Origin of the sequence: Streptomyces sp. NPDC008001, assembly GCF_042958085.1 — a bacterium.
In the GTDB taxonomy this organism is placed as follows: Bacteria; Actinomycetota; Actinomycetes; order Streptomycetales; family Streptomycetaceae; genus Streptomyces.
Window position 1 is genome coordinate 98,123 of the sequence record NZ_JBIBIZ010000011.1, and the last position, 16,648, is coordinate 114,770.

Sequence of the window (16,648 nt, forward strand, 5' to 3'; positions counted from 1 at the left end):
GCCGCAATAAGCGGCAATTTGACCGCTGTTGGCGGTTGTCCGGGCATTCGGGCGAGGTGTGGATCGCGCGCTTGGGGAGGCGTCGTGGACGACTACGCGGGTCGGATCCTGGCCCACCGGTATCGCCTTCCGTTACCGCCGTCCGATGTGTTCGAGCTCGTCGAGACCCGCGCCTTCGACACCCTGAGCGGGCAGGAAGTCCTGGTCCGGCAGATCCCGTTGCCGGAGGTCGTGGATGCGGAGGTCGTAGGGGCAGAGGCCGTGGGGCCCGGGGGAGCCCGTACTGCCGGTGGTGGCCCCGGTGGCTCCTGGGGCTTCGGCGGTCCTGCGGAGCGAGCGGCCGGCGGCGATCCGGCGGTGAGCCGCGCGCTGGCCGCGGCCACGGCCGCCGCGCAGGTGCCCGACCACCCCCGGCTCGACCAGGTCTTCCACGTCTTCGCCGAGGGCGGCAGCCTGTGGGTCGTCAGCGAGCTCGTCCCGGCCCGGCCGCTCGCCGCGCTCCTCGCCGAGCGGCCGCTCTCGCCCCATCGCGCCGCCGAGGTGGCCGCCGACGTCCTCACCGCCCTGCGCGCCCTGCACGCCCACGGCTGGACCCACCGCAACATCACCACCCGCACGGTCCTCATCTGTGACGACGGCCGAGCCATACTGACCGGCCTGGCCGTGGGCGCGGCCGAAGAGGCCCTGTGCGGCTACGACCCCGTCCCGGACGGCGTGGTCCCGCCGGCGGCCGCGAACGGCGAGGGCGGGATGCCGTCGCCCCGGACCGGCCTCGGCGGGGCGCCGCCGCCGGGACAGCGGGGCGGTCCGGTGCCCGGCGGCGGAACGATGCCGGGTGCGCCCGGGGCCGGGCTTGCGGAAGGGCACCCCGGCATGGCCGGAGCGGCCGGTGCCTTCGTCCAAGGCGGCGCCGACCCGACCGGAGCGCCCGGCGGGACGGTGTCCCCGCAGGCACGGCCCGGAGCGCCCGACGACGAGCAGGGGAGACGTCCGTCGCCGTCGTCCCCGTACCGGGACCAAGGGGCAGCCGGGGGAGTCCTGCCCCCGGGCGGCCCCCGGTCTACGGGCGAACCCTGGCCCCCGGCAGCCCCCCGGGCTTCGGGCGACCCCTGGCCACCGGCAGCCACCCGGCCACCGGCAGGCTCTCGACCACCGGCGGGACCTCAATCGCCGGCCGGCTCTCAGTCACCCTTCGGCGCCCAGCCGCCCTTCGGCCCCCCGCCACCGTCCGGCTCCCGCCCTCCGGCCGGTGGGCAGGGCGCGGGGCAGCCGGGCAGGGGACAGTCAGGCAGGGGACAGCCCGGAACGGGGCAGCCGGGCTCGGGTCAGCGGGCCGCGGGGCAGCCGGGTGGGCAGGGTGGCGGGCAGCCGGGCGCGCAGTCCGGGCCCCGGCAGGTGCGCTCCTCGGCGATCGCCGCCTACCGCGCGGGAGCCGCCCGGGCCGCTGCCGCCCGCGCAGTGGGGGACAAAGCCCCGCCCGCCACCCCCACCGGCTCATCGACGTGGGGCGGTGGCAGCGCCGCCAGCGGAGCGGCCCCGGCGCCCGCGCCACGGCCCGCCCCCGCCGGCCCGCTCCAGGGCCCGCCCCCCGGCCGGAACCGGCCGCCGATGCCGCCCGGAGCACGCCGCGGCCCCGCCGGAGCAGGGAACGCCGCCCGGCCGGACGTCCCCGACGTGAAGCTCCCCGGACCGGCCGCCTCCTGGCCCGGCCTCAACGGCCTCCCCGGCCTGAGCGCCCCTCCTTTCCCGGCCGCCTCGCCCGCTGCCTCCAGGGCGGCATCCGTCCCGGCGCCGGATATCCGTGCACCCAGGGGCCCGCGCCCCGATGCGGGCCACGGAGCCGGCGCAGGCAACGGAGGCGGCGCGGGCAACGGAGCCGGTGCGGGGAACCGGGTCGCGCCCCCGGGTGCCGTACAGAGCCCCGGAAGCGGCGCCCACCGCGGTACTCCTCCGAGCCCGCCCGCCGAGGCCGGTCCTCCGGGTTCTCCTGCCGCCGACAAGCCCCCTGTCTCGTGGGGAGCGGTCGGCCGGCAGCTCGCCGGTGCGCCGGTTGTCGAGCGCGCCCGGCAGGCGCGGATGGTCGTCGTCGGCGCCGTCACCGAGCGGTGGGCCCCGGAGCAGGCCTGGCCCGTACAGGAAAGCTGGCGGCTGGCGCCCCCCGTCGGCCCCGCGGCCGACCTCTGGGCCCTCGGGGCCCTGCTCTTCCGCGTCGTGCAGGGGCACGCGCCGTATCCGGAGGACAGTGCGGCCGAGCTGGTCAGGCTCGTGTGCGCGGAACCGCCCGCGTTCGCCGAGGAGTGCGGTGCGCTGCGGCCCGTCGTCGAGTCGCTGATGCGCAAGGACCCGGCCGAGCGCCCGGAGTTCGAGGAACTCCGCGGCTGGCTGCGCTCCCTGATCCGCTCGGCGCCGGAACCGGAGCCCGGCGGCCGCACCCTCACCGTCCCCGACGCCGCTCCGGACGCCCCCGCCGACCAGCACCGGCTGCCGATCGTCCGCCGCAAGGGCGAAGTGGTGCGGCGCAGGCGCGGCCGCCCCATCACGGCAGTGGACACCGCACAGGCCACGCACGGCCGCCACAAGAAGACGGCCAAGGACAACGCCCCGGCCACTCGCCCCGGCACCTCCCGCACCGGGCATCTGCAGGAGCAGCGCGGCCGCCCCGCCCGCTCCGCGTCCGGCCTCGGCAGGCTGCTGCTCGGCCTGGTCCTGCTCCTCCTCGTCGGAGCGGTGCTGTACGCGACGCTGTTCATGCCCCGCACCGAGAAGAGCGCCGGCCGCACCCCCGTGGACCGTACCGGCGCGGCCGGCGCGCGCAGTGCCACGCCGCAGGCCCCGGCGGCCACGGGCAAACCGGGCGGGACCACCATGCCGGCCACCCCGGAAGGGCCGGCCACCCCGGAAGAACGGATCGCCGCGTCCGCGGGCGCCGCCGACGGGTTCACGCTGCGCAAGGACCCCAAGGGGTTCACGGTGGCCGTCGCCAAGGACTGGGAGCGCCGGGGGGAGAACGACCGCGGGCAGGTCGTCTACGCGGGCGGCGCGTACCGGCTCATCGTGGTCCCCGGCCGCGACAAGGTCGCGGAGTTCGGCAGCGATCCGATGGCGTACCAGCAGGACAAGGAGCCCGAGCTGGCGGTCTACCGCTCCTCCTCGTGGTCCGGTGCCACGGGGCTGCGCCGTATCGAGGTCGGCGGAACGGCATCGGCGGAGGGCGCGTTCAACTGGAACGACAGCGACGGCCGGCAGGTCTATGCGCGCAACTCCGCCGCGATCGTGGGCGGCCGCTACCACCTCCTGCAGGTGATCGGGCCGAAGAGCGAGCAGCGCGAGGTGGACCGCTTCTTCGAGCAGGCGACGGCCACCTACCGGGCGGGCGGCTGAGAGGGCCGGGCGTAGCGTTCGCGCAGCTCGCCCTTCAGCACCTTGCGCAGGGTTTTGTCGCGGGGGAGCATCCCGACGAGCTCCAGCTGTTCGGGGATCTTGTGCACGGACAGCCCGGCGTCCGTCAGGTGGGAGGCGATGTCCCCGAGAGTGAGCGGCTGCGCTCCGGGCGGCTGCTGGACGACGGCGCAGACCCGTTCTCCGCGTACGGGGTCGGGCAGTCCGATCACGGCGGCGTCCTCGATGCGCGGGTGGCTCCGCAGGAGCTGTTCGACTTCCTGCGCGGAGACGTTCTCGCCTTTGCGGATGATGACGTCCTTGGCGCGCCCGGTGATGACGAGGTGGCCGTCGGCGGTCAGCCGCCCCAGGTCGCCGGTGATGAGGAAGCCATCCGCGTCGAACGCCTCGGCCGTCAGGGCGGGGTCGAGATAGCCCTGGCAGACGGCTTCGCCGCGCAATCGGATCGCGCCCTCGGCGCCGGGCGGCAGGGGCGCCCCGTCCGGGCCGGTCACGCGGACCTCCATGCCCGGGGCCGGCCGGCCCTCCGTGGCGGCCAGGCGCTCCGCCGTGTCCGCCGGGTCCCCCATCGTGATCATCGGGGCTTCGGTCATGCCGTAGCCGTGCACCAGCGGGCACCCCAGCTCGCGGGCGACCTCGTGGTGCAGCTCCGGCGGCCGGGGCGCGCCGCCGCCCGCCATGAGCCGGAGGGTGGGGACGATCCGGCGCCCGGGCTGCCGGCGCTGTTGGGCGAGGAACATCGAGTAGAAGGCGGTCGAGCCGCCCGCGACGGTGACGCCGTTGCGGCGGTAGGCGCCGAGCGAGCCGGGGAGGGCGAAGTGCTCCACGAGGAGGGCGGGGAAGCCTCGCAGGAGCAGCATGACCGTGTAGTCGGGCCCCGCGACGTGCGCGTAGGGGAAGGCCATCGAGCCGACGTCCTCCGGGGTGAGGCGCAGGGCAGCGGCCAGGCAGGCGCCTGCGGCGATGAGCCCGCGGTCGGTGTGCAGGGCGCCTTTCGGGGCGGAGGTGGTGCCGGAGGTCCAGTAGATCCAGCGGATGTCCGTTCCGTCGGCGGGCGGGGGCGGCAGGTCCCCGGGGTCCCCCTCGGGCAGGGAGTCGTAGGCGGTGAGGACGAGGGGCGGGGCGGGAAGCGTGAGCGCGAGCCGGTGCGCCATGAGGGCGTGGTCGAAGCCTCGCCACGTGCCGGGGACGACGAAGAACCCGGCCTCGGTGGCGCGCAGCGCATGGCCGGCCTCGCGGTCGCGGTAGGACGGGATGAGCGGTGTCTGGACGGCGCCGAGGCGGGCGAGGGCGAAGGACAGGACGACGGTTTCGATACGGGTGGGCAGCTGCCAGGCCACCCGGCTGCCGGGGCGCACCCCGAGCCCGTACAGTCCGGCGGCGGTGCGCTCGGCGCGCGCCCGCAGCTCGCCGAAGGTCACCGTGCGGTCGGGGAGCGCGGGTCCGGTGCCGCCGGGCTCGCGCACCTGCGGCCCCTCCTGCCCTGTCGTCCGCACTCCGCCCGGTTGCGGCTCGTCGGCCTGGATGAGCGCCGGTGTTTCGGGGGTCAGCTCCGCGCGGCGGTCGAGCAGCTCCCACAGGGTGCGGGAGGCGGACAGGTCGTCGGCGGTACCGGTCATGGCAGGCCCTCCGCAAACTGACGGTACGTCAGGGAAGTGCGGCGAAGCGTAGGCCGTCACGCCTTGTCGGTCCAGGGGGCGCGGGCTAGCCTCAACTGACAGACCGTCAGATTGGCTGCCGGACACGGAAGGCCACCGATGGAACTGCCCCGCATCGTCAGCGTCGACGACCACGTCATCGAGCCCGCCCACCTCTTCGAGCGCTGGCTCCCCGCCCGCTACCGCGACCGCGGGCCCCGCCACCTGACCACCGGCATCGGCCGGCTGGAGTACACGGGAGGCAAGTACGTCATCGCCATGGACCCCGACGGGCCGCCCGCGGACTGGTGGATCTACGAGGACCTCGCCTCCCCCTACAAGCGCAACATCGCCGCCGTCGGCTTCGACCGCGACGAGATGACCCTGGAAGGCATCACCCGCGCCGAGATGCGCCCCGGCTGCTGGGACCCCGCGGAGCGCCTCAAGGACATGGACCTCAACCACGTCGAGGCGTCGCTGTGCTTCCCGACCTTCCCCCGCTTCTGCGGGCAGACCTTCGCCGAGGCGCACGACAAGGAAGTGGCCCTCGCCTGCGTACGCGCCTACAACGACTGGATGGTCGAGGAATGGTGCGGTGACAGCGGCGGACGCCTCATTCCCCTGTGCCTCATCCCCCTCTGGGACGTGGACCTCGCCGTCGCGGAGATCCACCGCAACGCCGCCCGCGGCGTACGGGCCGTGACCTTCAGCGAGCTCCCCACCTGCCTCGGCCTACCCAGCATCCACACCGGCTACTGGGACCCCTTCTTCGCGGCCTGCCAGGAGACCGGCACCGTCGTCAACATGCACATCGGCTCCTCCTCGCAGATGCCCGCCGCATCCCCGGACGCCCCGCCCGCCGTCCAGGCGACCCTGTCCTTCAACAACGCCATGGCGTCGATGGCCGACTTCCTCTTCAGCGGCGTCCTCGTGCGCTACCCCCGCCTCAAACTCGCCTACAGCGAAGGCCAGATGGGCTGGATCCCCTACGCCCTGGAGCGCGCCGACGACGTCTGGCGGGAACACCGCGCCTGGGGCGGCGTACGCGACCTCATCCCCGAACCGCCGTCCACCTACTACTACCGCCAGATCTACTGCTGCTTCTTCCGCGACAAACACGGCATCGAAGCCCTCGACGCCGTCGGCCGCGACAACGCCACCTTCGAAACCGACTACCCCCACGTGGATTCGACCTTCCCCCACACCCGGCAGGTCGCCCTCGAGCACGTGCGCGGCCTGGACGACGAGACCGTCCGCAAACTGATGCGCGGCAACGCCATCCGCATGCTCGGCCTGGACCTCGACCCCATGGGCGGGTGAGCCGCCGTGGACCTCACCCTCACCGGGGAAGAGGAGGACTTCCGCGACCGGCTCCGCGCCTGGCTGCACGACACCCTGCCCCGGCTGCCCCCCGAGCCGCCCGCCGACGACTGGCCCGCGCGACGCGCCTACGACTGCGCCTGGCAGCGCGCCCTCCACGACGCCGGGTACGCCGGACTCGACTGGCCCGCCCGCGCCGGCGGCCGAGGCGCCACCCCCACCCAGCACTTGATCTTCATCGAGGAGACCGAACGCGCCGGAGCCCCGTACGTCGGCGCCAACTTCGTCGGACTGCTCCACGCCGGCCCCACCATCGCCGCCGAAGGCACCGCCGCCCAGCGCGCCCGCTGGCTGCCGCCGATCCTGCGCGGCGACGAGATCTGGTGCCAGGGCTTCTCCGAGCCCGAAGCAGGCTCCGACCTGGCCTCGCTCCGCACCCGGGCCGTCCGCGACGGCGACTCCTACATCGTCACCGGCAGCAAGATCTGGACCTCCCACGCCGAGGTCGCCGACTGGTGCGAACTCCTCGTCCGCACCGACCCCGCCGCCCCCCGCCACCACGGCATCACCTGGCTCGCCCTGCCGATGAACGCCCCCGGCGTCACCGTACGGCCACTGCGCACCCTCACCGGCACCACCGAGTTCGCCGAGGTGTTCCTCGACGAGGTGCGGGTGCCCGTCACCCACCGCGTCGGCCCCGAGAACGACGGCTGGCGCGTCACCATGGTCACCCTCTCCTACGAGCGCGGCACCGCCTTCGCCGGCGAGGTCGTCGCCTGCCGCCGCACCCTCGTCCGCCTCGCGCGCACCGCCCGCGCCAACGGCCGCTGGGACGACCCCGTCCTGCGCCGCCGCCTCGGCCGCCTCCACGCCGAGTTCACAGCGCTGTGGCGGCTCGTCCAGTGGAACGTCTGCGAGGCCGCCCATGCCGCCCGCACCGGCGGCGACGGAGTCCCGGGCACCGCCGGCTCCGTCTTCAAGCTCCGCTACTCCCAGGCCCGCCAGGAGCTCTACGAGGCGGCCGCCGAGGTGCTCGGCCCGGAATCCCTCGACACCCGCCACGAGTGGACGGTGCAGCGCCTCTCCTCGCTCTCGTACACGATCGCCGCGGGCACTTCCCAGATCCAGCGGAACATCATCGCCGAGCGCATCCTCGGCCTCCCCAGGGGGCGATGACCATGGACTTCCGCCTCACCGACGACCAGCGCGCCTTGCGTGCCGGCATGCGGAGCCTCCTCACTGCCCGCTTCCCGCGCGAACGCCTGCGCGCCCTGGCCGACTCCGCGAGCGCACCGGCGGCGCCCGACCCCGGCCTGTGGCGGGCCCTGGCGGAGGCGGGATTCTTCGCCCTGCGCCTCCCGGAGCAGGACGGCGGGACGGGCCTGGGACTGCCCGAGGCGGTGCTCCTCTTCGAGGAGGCCGGGCGGGCCCTGCTGCCCGGACCGCTGCTCGCCACCCACCTCGCCGCCGGGCTCGTGCCGGGCGCGGCCGAGGGAACGCATGCCGTCACCGCCCTGGACCGGCCCGGGGCGGCCGAGCACCTCTCCTCCGCGGAAGCCGTCCTGCTCCTCGACGGCCCGGCCGTCCGGATCCTGCACGCCCGCCCCGGTGGCGCTCCACGGGCCCTGCGGGCGCGCCCCCTCCGCTCGGTGGACCCCACCACGCCCCTGCATCTCGTCCGGCAGCTGCCTCGGCCGCCGGAGGCGAGCGTCACGGACGCGCCCGCGGACGCGGCACGAATGCGCCGGGAAGCTGCCCTGCTGAGCGCCGCCCAGCAACTCGGGAGCGCGTTCCGGACCGTCGAACTGGCGGTCTCCCACGCCCGGAGCCGTTCCCAGTTCGGCCGTCCGGTCGGCGCGTTCCAGGCCGTGCAGCACCTGTGTGCGGACATGCTCGTCCGCGCCGAACTCGCGCGCGCCGCGGTCTATGCGGCATCACTCGCGGCCGACTCGGCCGAGTCTGCCAAGTCGGCGGAAGCGGCTGAAGCTGCCGAAATCGCCACCGCCAAGCTGCTCGCTGACAGTGCAGCCGTACGCAATGCCCGTGACTGTCTGCAAGTACATGGTGGCCTGGGGTTCACCTGGGAATCGGACGTTCATCTGCACCTGAAAAGAGCGTGGCTGAGGGCGGGTCAATGGCAGTCGGCGGAAGAATCCGAGGAATTGCTTGCGAATACCCTGCTGCGGGACGCTTCACACCTGCCGGAGCGCCCTCGCGCGAGTGATGCAACGGATGTTCTGGACGCAAAGAATGTCAGGGCGTAATCGTCATGGGTGAAATGCCGGTCATGTCATCCCGAACCGCTCACAGCATGTCGATATCAGGCTGTGTCCCGGACGTTACTCGTCACGGACCGGAGTCGGGGCCGGGCTCGGGTACTCTCCCTTGGATGCGAGAGGTTCAGAAGCGCGGCGAGGCGTATGTTGCCCATGTGGCGGCGCCGGACGCGCATATGTCTGATGCTCGTCCCGGAACGCCCTGCGCGGGCCGCCCGTGTTCGAGTCTCCTCAGTGCGCGTCGCACAGTATGCAGCAGCCCTACTCCTTTGCGCCGGAATATGCCCGAAGCGCTTGTTGAGGTGACTGTGCGTCAACCATGCTGTCTCGGAAGGGGATCACGTTCCGTGATTCCTCGGAGACGCGAGGCGTTGTGTCCGCCGGTACGGATGGTGTGAGCGGTGCAGGTGCTTCAGATGCAGATGGAGGTCCGGGCCGACCCCGCGGAAGTGGGGCGGGCCCGCAGGTGGGCGCGGTCGCGGCTGGCCTGCTCGGGGATAGGCGTCGATGAGCCGCTGGCCGAGACGCTGATCCTGCTGATCTCCGAGCTGGTCACCAACGCCGTCGTGCACACCGGATGCCCTGCCGTGCTGCGCATGCTCTTCCCGGGCGGCGCCGGGATGCCCGGCGCGTGCGGGGGTACCGTCCGCGTCGAGGTCGCCGACATCAGCGCCCGTCCGCCCCGCCGCCGGTGCGCGGGCGGCGAGGACACCGGCGGTCGTGGCCTGGAGCTGGTCGACGGGCTCGCCGACCGCTGGGGCTGGCAGGCGGAGGGCAGCGGCAAGCGCATCTGGTGCGAGGTCGACCGCGGGAGCTCCTCATGGGCGGGCGCCTTTGACGCGCCGCGCGCCGTCATAAATCGCGCTTAATCGACAAAGTCCAGACCAGGTGTTGACGTGAAGTGTCCACGTGATCACTCTTGGACGCAGCGATTCGTTGCGAGGGGACGTCGAGAGGCTCGCAGTCACGGGGCTGCTCGGCGAGTACGGGTCGCGGTCCGGCGCGATATCAGGGCTCCAGCGCCGGAGCCGGCGGCGACGCGCGGTGCCGTGCTCGGGGTGCGCATCTCACGTCGCCGCCTGCCCATGTCCGCACGGGCTCAGAGCACGGCGACGGGTGCCACGGGTGCACCCACGGCCCCCTCGAAGGGCTCGGGAGTGGCCGTCAGCAGGAAGGCGTAGCGCCGCTCCTGCGCGCAGGCCGCGGAGAGCTCCTCCAGGTTCCAGTTCTGGCCCTGCATCATTCCCATCTCCACCAGGTGGAGCGCGTGCACCGGCAGCCAGAGGCCCTCGATCTCCGGCGGGAAGACCTCGAAGCAGAGCGTGTCACTGGCGACCGCCGCCACGTCGCGCGCGTGGAACCACTCGGGTGTCCGGATCGACAGGCCGGGCGACGCATTGCCGTACGCACTCCGGTCGCCCGCCAGATAGCACCGCATATGGCCGGTGCGGACGAGCGCGATGTCCCCCGGCCCCACGGAGACCGCACCCATGTCCTCCGCCGCTTCCAGATCCTCCGGCGTGACGGCGTACCCGGGGTCCAGGCCGTCGACGCCCCGAGCGCGGGCGACGTCGAGCAGGACGCCGCGCGAGACGACGTGCCGTGCCTTGTCGATGCCGCTGAAGGCGGCGCGCGCGTGCGCGGTGATCGAGTCCGCCGGCCGGCCGTTGTAGATCCTGCCGCCGTGGGAGACGTGCGGCAGTGCGTCCCAGTGGGTTCCTGCCTGGAGGCCCATGGTCACGATGTCGTCGCTCGTGGCCACTGACCCCGGGCCGAAGTCCTCCCGGTTGACCGAGGTCATGGTGTGTACGGGGTTCACCCTGCCCGGGATCAGCCCGGTCTGCACCCCGCGCCGTCGCAGGGAAACGGCCAGGGCCACCCTGCGGCCGGTGAGTACGGTCGCCGCCGCCTCGTGCACCACGGCGTCCGTAATCAGATTCAGGGTCCCGATTTCGTCACCCTCGCCCCAACGGCCCCAGTTGTTAACCCGCTTGGCGATCTCGTCGAACTCCGGTGGCAGCGGCATGGACGTCCTCCCCGGATCGGTCCCTGTGCGGGGCTTGTGCCTTCGCCTGCCCTGCCCAAAAATCTAACGGTCCGTCAGATGGAGCGGGAAGGGGCGTGCGCCGTGGGGAGCTTCTTGGCCGGAAAGGTGGTCGCCGTCACCGGGGCCGGGCGCGGCATCGGCCGTGCGGTCGCCCTCGCCTGCGCGGCCGAGGGCGCAAAGGTCGTGGTCAACGACTACGGCGTCGCCGTCGACGGCGGCGAGCCCACGAGCGCGATCGCCGCCGGCGTCGCCAAGGAGATCGAAGCGGCGGGCGGCGAGGCCGTCGCCGTCGCGGACGACGTGTCCGCCATGGCCGGCGGGCAGCGGATCGTCGACACGGCCCTCACCCACTACGGGCGGCTCGACGGCGCCGTGTGCGCCGCCGGGATCCTGCGCGAGCGGATGCTCTTCAACATGACGGAAGAGGAGTGGGACCCCGTCATCGCCACCCACCTCAAGGGCACCTTCACCGTCTTCCGCGCCGCCTCCGCGGTCATGCGCCGCCAGGGCTGCGGCACCCTCATCGGTTTCACCAGCGGCAACCACCAGGGCAGCGTCGCCCAGGCCAACTACTCCGCCGCCAAGGGCGGCATCATCTCCCTCGTCCGCAGCGCCGCGCTGGGCCTGCACAAATACGGGATCACGGCCAACTGCGTCGCCCCCGTGGCCCGCACCCGCATGTCCGCCAACGTGCCGGTGGAGCTCAAGGAGATCGGCGACCCCGAGGACGTGGCCGCGCTGGTCGTCTACCTGCTCGGCGAACAGGCCCGCGACGAAGGCATCACCGGCCAGGTCTACACCGTGGCCGGGCCGAGGATCGCGGTATGGGCACAGCCCCGCGAACTGCGCTCCGTCTGCACCGAAGACGCCTGGACCCCCGGGAAGATCGCCGACCTGCTGCCCCGTACCGTCGGTACCGATCCCATGCCGATGCTCGCCCACCTGGAGGCGATGGCCGAGGCGGCCGCCGCCAAGACCCGGCCCAACGCCTGACGGGGAGCCTTTCATGGACTTCTCCTTCGGGCCGGACGACGAGGCACTCCGGGAAGAAGCGCGCGCCTGGCTCACCGGCCACCTCGCCATGGAGCCGGCGCCCACCGCAGGCCGCGCCTGGGAACGCGAGCTGGGCGCCGGCGGCTGGATCGGCCTCGGCTGGGACTGCGCGCCCGGCGCCTACGGCAACCGCACCGCGCCCCTGACCGGGCAGGTCGTCTGGGCCGAGGAATACTCCCGCGCCCGGGCCCCCGCCCGCCTCGGCCACATGGGCGAGCACCTCCTCGCCCCCACCCTCCTCGCCCACGGCGATCCCGCACAGCACGCCCGCTTCCTCCCCGCCATCGCCCGCGGCGAGGAGATCTGGTGCCAGGGCTACAGCGAGCCCGGGGCGGGATCCGACCTCGCCGCCGTACGCACCGCCGCCGTCAGGGATCCGGGCAGCCGCACCTACCGCATCACCGGCCAGAAACTGTGGACCTCCTTCGCTCACGAGGCCGACTGGTGCTTCCTCCTCGCCCGCACCACTCAGGGCTCCCACCGGCACCACGGCCTCTCCCTCCTGCTCGTGCCGATGGACCAGCCCGGCCGGATCGAGGTCCGCCCGATCCGGCAGCTCACCGGCGAGGCCGACTTCAACGAGGTGTTCTTCGACGGCGCCGAAGCCCGCGCCGCCCACGTCCTCGGCGGCGAGGGCAACGGCTGGCGGGTCGCCATGGACCTCCTCGGCCGGGAGCGCGGGGTGGCCACCCTCGCCCAGCAGATCGGCTTCGCCGACGAGCTCGCCCGCATCGTCCGCCTCGCCCGGGAGACCGGAGCCGCAGAGGAGCCGGCGGTGCGCGACCGGCTCGTACGGCAGTGGGCCGGGCTGCGGACCATGCGCTGGACCGCCCTGCGGGCCCTGGGCGGCACGGACGTCCCCGGCGCGCCCAGCGTCGCCAAGCTGCTCTGGAGCAGCTGGCACCAGCGCCTCGGCGAACTGGCCCTGGAGGTGCAGGGCCCGGCCGCCGTCCTCGGGCCGCACGACTGGGATGCCGAACGGCCCTACGAACTCGACGCCCTGCAGCGCCTGTTCCTCTTCTCGCGGGCCGACACGATCTACGGCGGATCGGCCGAAGTGCAGCGCACCATCATCGCCGAGCGCGTACTCGGCCTGCCGAAGGAGCCTCGTCCGTGAACGAGCACGGAAGCAAGGCGTACGGGAACTGGATCGGCGGGTCATGGCGTACGCCGGAAAAAGGGCACTATCCAGTTGTCAATCCGGCGACCGAACAGGTCGTCGGGGCGGCGCCGGAGGCGACCCCCGCCGAGGTCGCCGCCGCCGTGACCGCCGCACAGGCCGCGCAGGACGGCTGGTCCCGTACGGATCCGCGCGAGCGCGCGGCCGTACTGGACCGGACAGCGGAACTGATCACCGAATACGGAGCGGAGCTGCTGCCCCTGCTCCAGGCCGAGACCGGCGCGACGGCGCGCGTCACTTCGGCCCTGCAGCTGCCCGCGGCGGTGGACCGCTTCCGCCGCTATGCCCGGGGGGCGGTCGAGCCGGCGGTCCTCCCGCTCGCTCCGCACCCCGTCCAGGGCAGCCCGCTGGCACCCGGCGGCCTCATGGGAGCCGCCGCGGTCCGACGCCCCGTGGGCGTCGTCGCCTGCATCACCTCCTACAACTTCCCTCTCGCGAACCTCGCGGGCAAGGTCGCGCCCGCCCTGGCCATGGGGAACGCCGTCGTCGCCAAACCGGCGCCGCAGGATCCCCTGTGCTGCCTGTCGCTGGGCCCGATCCTCCAGGAGGCCGGCCTCCCGGACGGCGTCTTCAACGCCGTCACGGGCTCGGGCCCGGGCGCGGGGCAGGAACTGGTCTCCCACCCCGGCATCGACATGATCAGCTTCACCGGATCCACCGCCGTCGGAAAACAGATCGCCGAGGCCGCGGGGAGGTCGATGAAGCGCACCCTTCTCGAGCTCGGCGGCAAGGGCGCGGCCATCGTCCTGGGGGATGCCGACCAGCACGTGCTCAAGTCGGCTATCGGGGCGGTCGGTTCGGTCTGGTCATTCCACAGCGGACAGATCTGCACGGCTCCGACCCGGGTGCTCGTGCAGCGGGCGCTGTACGAGAAGGTCGTCGCCGGTCTCCGACGCTACGCCGAGGCAGTGATCGTCGGGGACCCTGTGGATAACTCGACGGTCGTCGGACCGCTGATCTCCGCGGCCCAGCGCGACCGGGTCGAGGCCTCTATCGCCCGGGCCCGTGCGGAAGGCGCACGGATCGTGGCCGGCGGCACCCGCCCCGCCATCAAGCCCGGCTTCTACGTCGCCCCCACCCTGATTGCCGACGTCGACCCCGGAAGTGCCGTGGCCCGCGAGGAGTTGTTCGGCCCTGTCGTCGTGGCCCTTTCCTTCGAGGACGACGACGAAGCCGTCCGCATCGCCAACAGCACGTCCTACGGGCTCCACGACTACGTGTTCAGTGCCGACACCGCCCGCGCCTGGGCCCTCGCCGCCCGCCTCCGCAGCGGAAATGTCGGCATCAACACCGTTCAACGGCACCCCGAGACGCCCTTCGGCGGCTTCAAGGAGAGCGGCGTCGGCCGGGACGGCGGCTCGTTCGCCCTGCACGCGTACAGCGAACTCCAGTCGGTCGTCTGGGCGTCCTGAGCCCGGCCCGCCCCCTCCGAGAGGACCCAGCAGTGCGAGGCGTCATCTTCGACGGAAAACGAACCCTGGTCGCCGGCGACCTGGAGGTCCGGGAGCCGGGCCCCGGCGAGGTCCTGGTGTCGGTCGCCGCCGCCGGGCTCTGCCACAGCGACCTGTCGGTCGTCGACGGCACGATCCCGTACCCCCTCCCCGTGGTGCTCGGGCACGAAGGCGCGGGCGTGGTCGAGGCCGTCGGCCCCGGCGTCGCCCACGTCGCGCCCGGCGATCACGTGGCCCTGTCGACGCTCGCCTCCTGCGGTGTCTGCGGCGAGTGCGGCCGGGGCCGCCCGGCCATGTGCCGCGCGTCGATCGGCAGGCCCTCCCGGCCTTTCACCCGGCGGGGTGAGCGGCTTTTCCACTTCGCCTCCGCCTCCGCCTTCGCCGAACGCACCGTCGTCAAAGCCGTCCAGGCGGTGCCGATCCCCGGCGATGTACCGCTGACCTCCGCGGCGCTGCTCGGCTGCGGCGTCCTCACCGGCGTCGGCGCCGTACTCAACCGCGCCCGCGTCGGCCCCGGCGACTCGGTCGTCGTGATCGGCGCCGGCGGGATCGGGCTCAACGTCCTGCAGGGCGCCCGCATCGCCGGAGCGTCGGTCATCGTGGCCGCCGACGCCAATCCTCACAAGGAGGCGGCAGCCCGGCAGTTCGGCGCCACGCACTTCGTCGACGGCACCGCGGCCACCGGCACCCCGGCAGCCGTACGCGACATCCTCCCGGACGGCGCCGACCACGCCTTCGAATGCGTCGGCGACACGCGGCTCGTCCGGCAGGCGGTCGACCTCCTCGGCCGGCACGGGCAGGCGGTGCTGCTCGGCGTGCCGCCCGCCGGCGCCGAGGCGTCCTTCCGGGTCGATTCGCTCTTCCTGGACAAGGCGATCCTGGGCTGCCGCTACGGCTCCTCACGCCCCCAGCGCGACATCGCCCTCTACGCGGAGCTCTACCGGCAAGGACGCCTCCTCCTGGACGAACTCGTCACCAGCACCTACCCCGTCGAGGACTTCGCCCGGGCCGCGGACGACACCCTTCACGGCCGCGTCTCCCGCGCAGTCCTCACCTTCCGCTGACCCCCTGTCCCGCCGCCGACCCCTGACTCAGCGGGAGGAGGAGACGTCCGGCGCCGCGCGGAACGTGCGCCGGTAGGCGGTCGGGGACACCCCCAGCGCCGCCTGCAGATGCTGCCGCATCGACGCAGCCGTACCGAACCCGGCGTTCCGCGCCACCTGGTCCACGGAGAGATCGCTGTCCTCCAGCAGGTGCCGCGCGCGCTCGACCCGCTGCTGGGTCAGCCACTGGCCCGGGCTGATGCCGACCTCCTCGCGGAAGCGGCGCGTGAACGTCCGGACGCTCATCGCCTCCTGCTCGGCCATGTCGCGCAGCTGGATCGGCTGGTCCAGCCGCCCCAGGGCCCAGGCGCGGGCACCCGTGGTCGTCGCCAGCTGCGGCTCGGGCACCGGCCGCTGGATGTACTGCGCCTGACCGCCGTCGCGGTGCGGCGGCACGACGCTGCGCCGGGCCACCTCGTTCGCCACGGAGGTGCCGTGGTCGCGCCGCACGATGTGCAGGCACAGGTCGATGCCGGACGCCACCCCCGCCGACGTCAGCACGTCGCCGTCGTCCACGAAGAGCACGTCGGCGTCCACCCGCACGGAGGGGAACATCCGCTGGAAGCGCTCCGTGCTGCTCCAGTGGGTGGTCGCGGGCCGCCCGTCGAGCAGGCCGGCGGCCGCGAGGATGTACGAGCCGGTGCAGATCGACACCATGCGCGTGCCGGGGCGTATGCGGGCCAGGGCGCCGGCCAGCTCCTCGCCGAGCCGCCCCTCGTCGTAGGGCGGGCCGAACTCGTACGAGGCGGGGACGACGACCGTGTCGGCCTCGGCCAGGGCCTCCGGCCCCAGGTCGACGTTGAGGGAGAAGTCGGCGTCGGTCCGGACCGGCCCCGCGGCCAGCGCGCAGGTCACCACCTCGTACAGCGGCTCCCCGGAGGAGGTGAGGGCCTTCCCGAAGATCCGGTACGGGATGGAGAGCTCGAAAGGGATCACTCCTGCCAGGGCGAGCACGGCGACCCGGTGCGGCGGGGCGTCGGGATGCTGGTCGGAGCGGGTGATCCTGGTGGTCTGCTGTGTCATTCCCGTTCGCCCCCGGTGCGTTCCGTCCGCCGCCACGCATGTTCCGTTCGTCTCCCCCGTACGGGCAAGAGACGTTTTCGTCACCCTACATGGCCCGATCCTTGCGGATGCTGTCCTCTCGGCCACTCGTTCGGCCGGTGCCCGCTCCTGATGCTGAGG

General features: G+C 73.4%; 12 protein-coding genes. 9 read left to right on the forward strand and 3 right to left on the reverse strand.

The features are described from left to right. The first annotated feature begins 84 nt into the window (after nt 1-84). Nucleotides 85-3,381 (forward strand): protein kinase, encoded by a 3,297-nt coding sequence (locus ACFZCD_RS28725; RefSeq protein WP_391835807.1) that lies wholly within the window; start codon nt 85-87, stop codon nt 3,379-3,381. Here the strand turns inward: ACFZCD_RS28725 and ACFZCD_RS28730 are convergent. Continuing rightward, nucleotides 3,363-5,018 carry a class I adenylate-forming enzyme family protein gene (locus ACFZCD_RS28730; protein WP_391835809.1) on the reverse strand — a complete coding sequence of 552 codons (1,656 nt, stop codon included), beginning with the start codon at nt 5,016-5,018 and terminating at the stop codon, nt 3,363-3,365. The two genes, ACFZCD_RS28725 and ACFZCD_RS28730, sit on opposite strands and share 19 nt — an antisense overlap. A 138-nt stretch (nt 5,019-5,156) precedes the next feature. Between ACFZCD_RS28730 and ACFZCD_RS28735 the strand changes: the two genes are divergently transcribed. The 4 genes from ACFZCD_RS28735 to ACFZCD_RS28750 all read left to right on the forward strand — a co-directional run bounded on the left by ACFZCD_RS28735 (nt 5,157) and on the right by ACFZCD_RS28750 (nt 9,501). Beyond that, nucleotides 5,157-6,356, forward strand: a complete 1,200-nt coding sequence (locus ACFZCD_RS28735) for an amidohydrolase family protein (protein WP_391835811.1) — start codon at nt 5,157-5,159, stop codon at nt 6,354-6,356. Between the two features lie 6 nt (nt 6,357-6,362). Further along, entirely contained in the window at nt 6,363-7,532 is a 1,170-nt protein-coding gene (locus ACFZCD_RS28740; RefSeq protein ID WP_391835813.1) for an acyl-CoA dehydrogenase, read from the forward strand. A gap of 2 nt (nt 7,533-7,534) precedes the next feature. Next, nucleotides 7,535-8,620 carry an acyl-CoA dehydrogenase family protein gene (locus tag ACFZCD_RS28745; RefSeq protein ID WP_391836194.1) on the forward strand — a complete coding sequence of 362 codons (1,086 nt, stop codon included), beginning with the start codon at nt 7,535-7,537 and terminating at the stop codon, nt 8,618-8,620. 413 nt (nt 8,621-9,033) lie between these two features. Continuing rightward, complete coding sequence (locus tag ACFZCD_RS28750) at nt 9,034-9,501, forward strand: ATP-binding protein (RefSeq protein WP_391835815.1); 468 nt, start codon at nt 9,034-9,036, stop codon at nt 9,499-9,501. A 230-nt stretch (nt 9,502-9,731) separates the two neighbouring features. Here the strand turns inward: ACFZCD_RS28750 and ACFZCD_RS28755 are convergent, their stop codons facing one another. Continuing rightward, complete coding sequence (locus ACFZCD_RS28755; protein ID WP_391835817.1) at nt 9,732-10,658, reverse strand: cyclase family protein; 927 nt, start codon at nt 10,656-10,658, stop codon at nt 9,732-9,734. Between the two features lie 102 nt (nt 10,659-10,760). On the opposite strand from ACFZCD_RS28755, the gene ACFZCD_RS28760 reads away from it, so the two are divergent. The 4 genes from ACFZCD_RS28760 to ACFZCD_RS28775 are packed head-to-tail and all read left to right on the forward strand — an operon-like array spanning nt 10,761 to nt 15,427. Beyond that, on the forward strand, nt 10,761-11,672 hold the full coding sequence (locus ACFZCD_RS28760) for an SDR family oxidoreductase (RefSeq protein WP_391835819.1): 912 nt from the start codon (nt 10,761-10,763) through the stop codon (nt 11,670-11,672). Nucleotides 11,673-11,685: 13 nt separating this feature from the next. Further along, on the forward strand, nt 11,686-12,849 hold the full coding sequence (locus tag ACFZCD_RS28765) for an acyl-CoA dehydrogenase family protein (protein ID WP_391835821.1): 1,164 nt from the start codon (nt 11,686-11,688) through the stop codon (nt 12,847-12,849). After that, on the forward strand, nt 12,846-14,324 hold the full coding sequence (locus tag ACFZCD_RS28770) for an aldehyde dehydrogenase family protein (RefSeq protein ID WP_391835823.1): 1,479 nt from the start codon (nt 12,846-12,848) through the stop codon (nt 14,322-14,324). Before ACFZCD_RS28765 ends, ACFZCD_RS28770 begins: the two co-directional genes overlap by 4 nt. Nucleotides 14,325-14,356: 32 nt before the next feature. Further along, nucleotides 14,357-15,427 (forward strand): Zn-dependent alcohol dehydrogenase, encoded by a 1,071-nt coding sequence (locus tag ACFZCD_RS28775; RefSeq protein WP_391835825.1) that lies wholly within the window; start codon nt 14,357-14,359, stop codon nt 15,425-15,427. A 27-nt stretch (nt 15,428-15,454) separates the two neighbouring features. On the opposite strand, the gene ACFZCD_RS28780 is transcribed toward ACFZCD_RS28775, so the two are convergent. Beyond that, nucleotides 15,455-16,489 (reverse strand): GlxA family transcriptional regulator, encoded by a 1,035-nt coding sequence (locus ACFZCD_RS28780; RefSeq protein ID WP_391835827.1) that lies wholly within the window; start codon nt 16,487-16,489, stop codon nt 15,455-15,457. Between the last annotated feature and the right edge of the window lie 159 nt (nt 16,490-16,648).

Bases quoted from the DNA above. Each gene is read 5' to 3' on its own strand.
- ACFZCD_RS28730 (WP_391835809.1), bottom strand. From the start codon at position 5,018: ATGACCGGTACCGCCGACGACCTGTCCGCCTCCCGCACCCTGTGGGAG.
- ACFZCD_RS28735 (WP_391835811.1), top strand. From the start codon at position 5,157: ATGGAACTGCCCCGCATCGTCAGCGTCGACGACCACGTCATCGAGCCC.
- ACFZCD_RS28745 (WP_391836194.1), top strand. From the start codon at position 7,535: ATGGACTTCCGCCTCACCGACGACCAGCGCGCCTTGCGTGCCGGCATG.
- ACFZCD_RS28755 (WP_391835817.1), bottom strand. From the start codon at position 10,658: ATGCCGCTGCCACCGGAGTTCGACGAGATCGCCAAGCGGGTTAACAAC.
- ACFZCD_RS28765 (WP_391835821.1), top strand. From the start codon at position 11,686: ATGGACTTCTCCTTCGGGCCGGACGACGAGGCACTCCGGGAAGAAGCG.
- ACFZCD_RS28780 (WP_391835827.1), bottom strand. From the start codon at position 16,489: ATGACACAGCAGACCACCAGGATCACCCGCTCCGACCAGCATCCCGAC.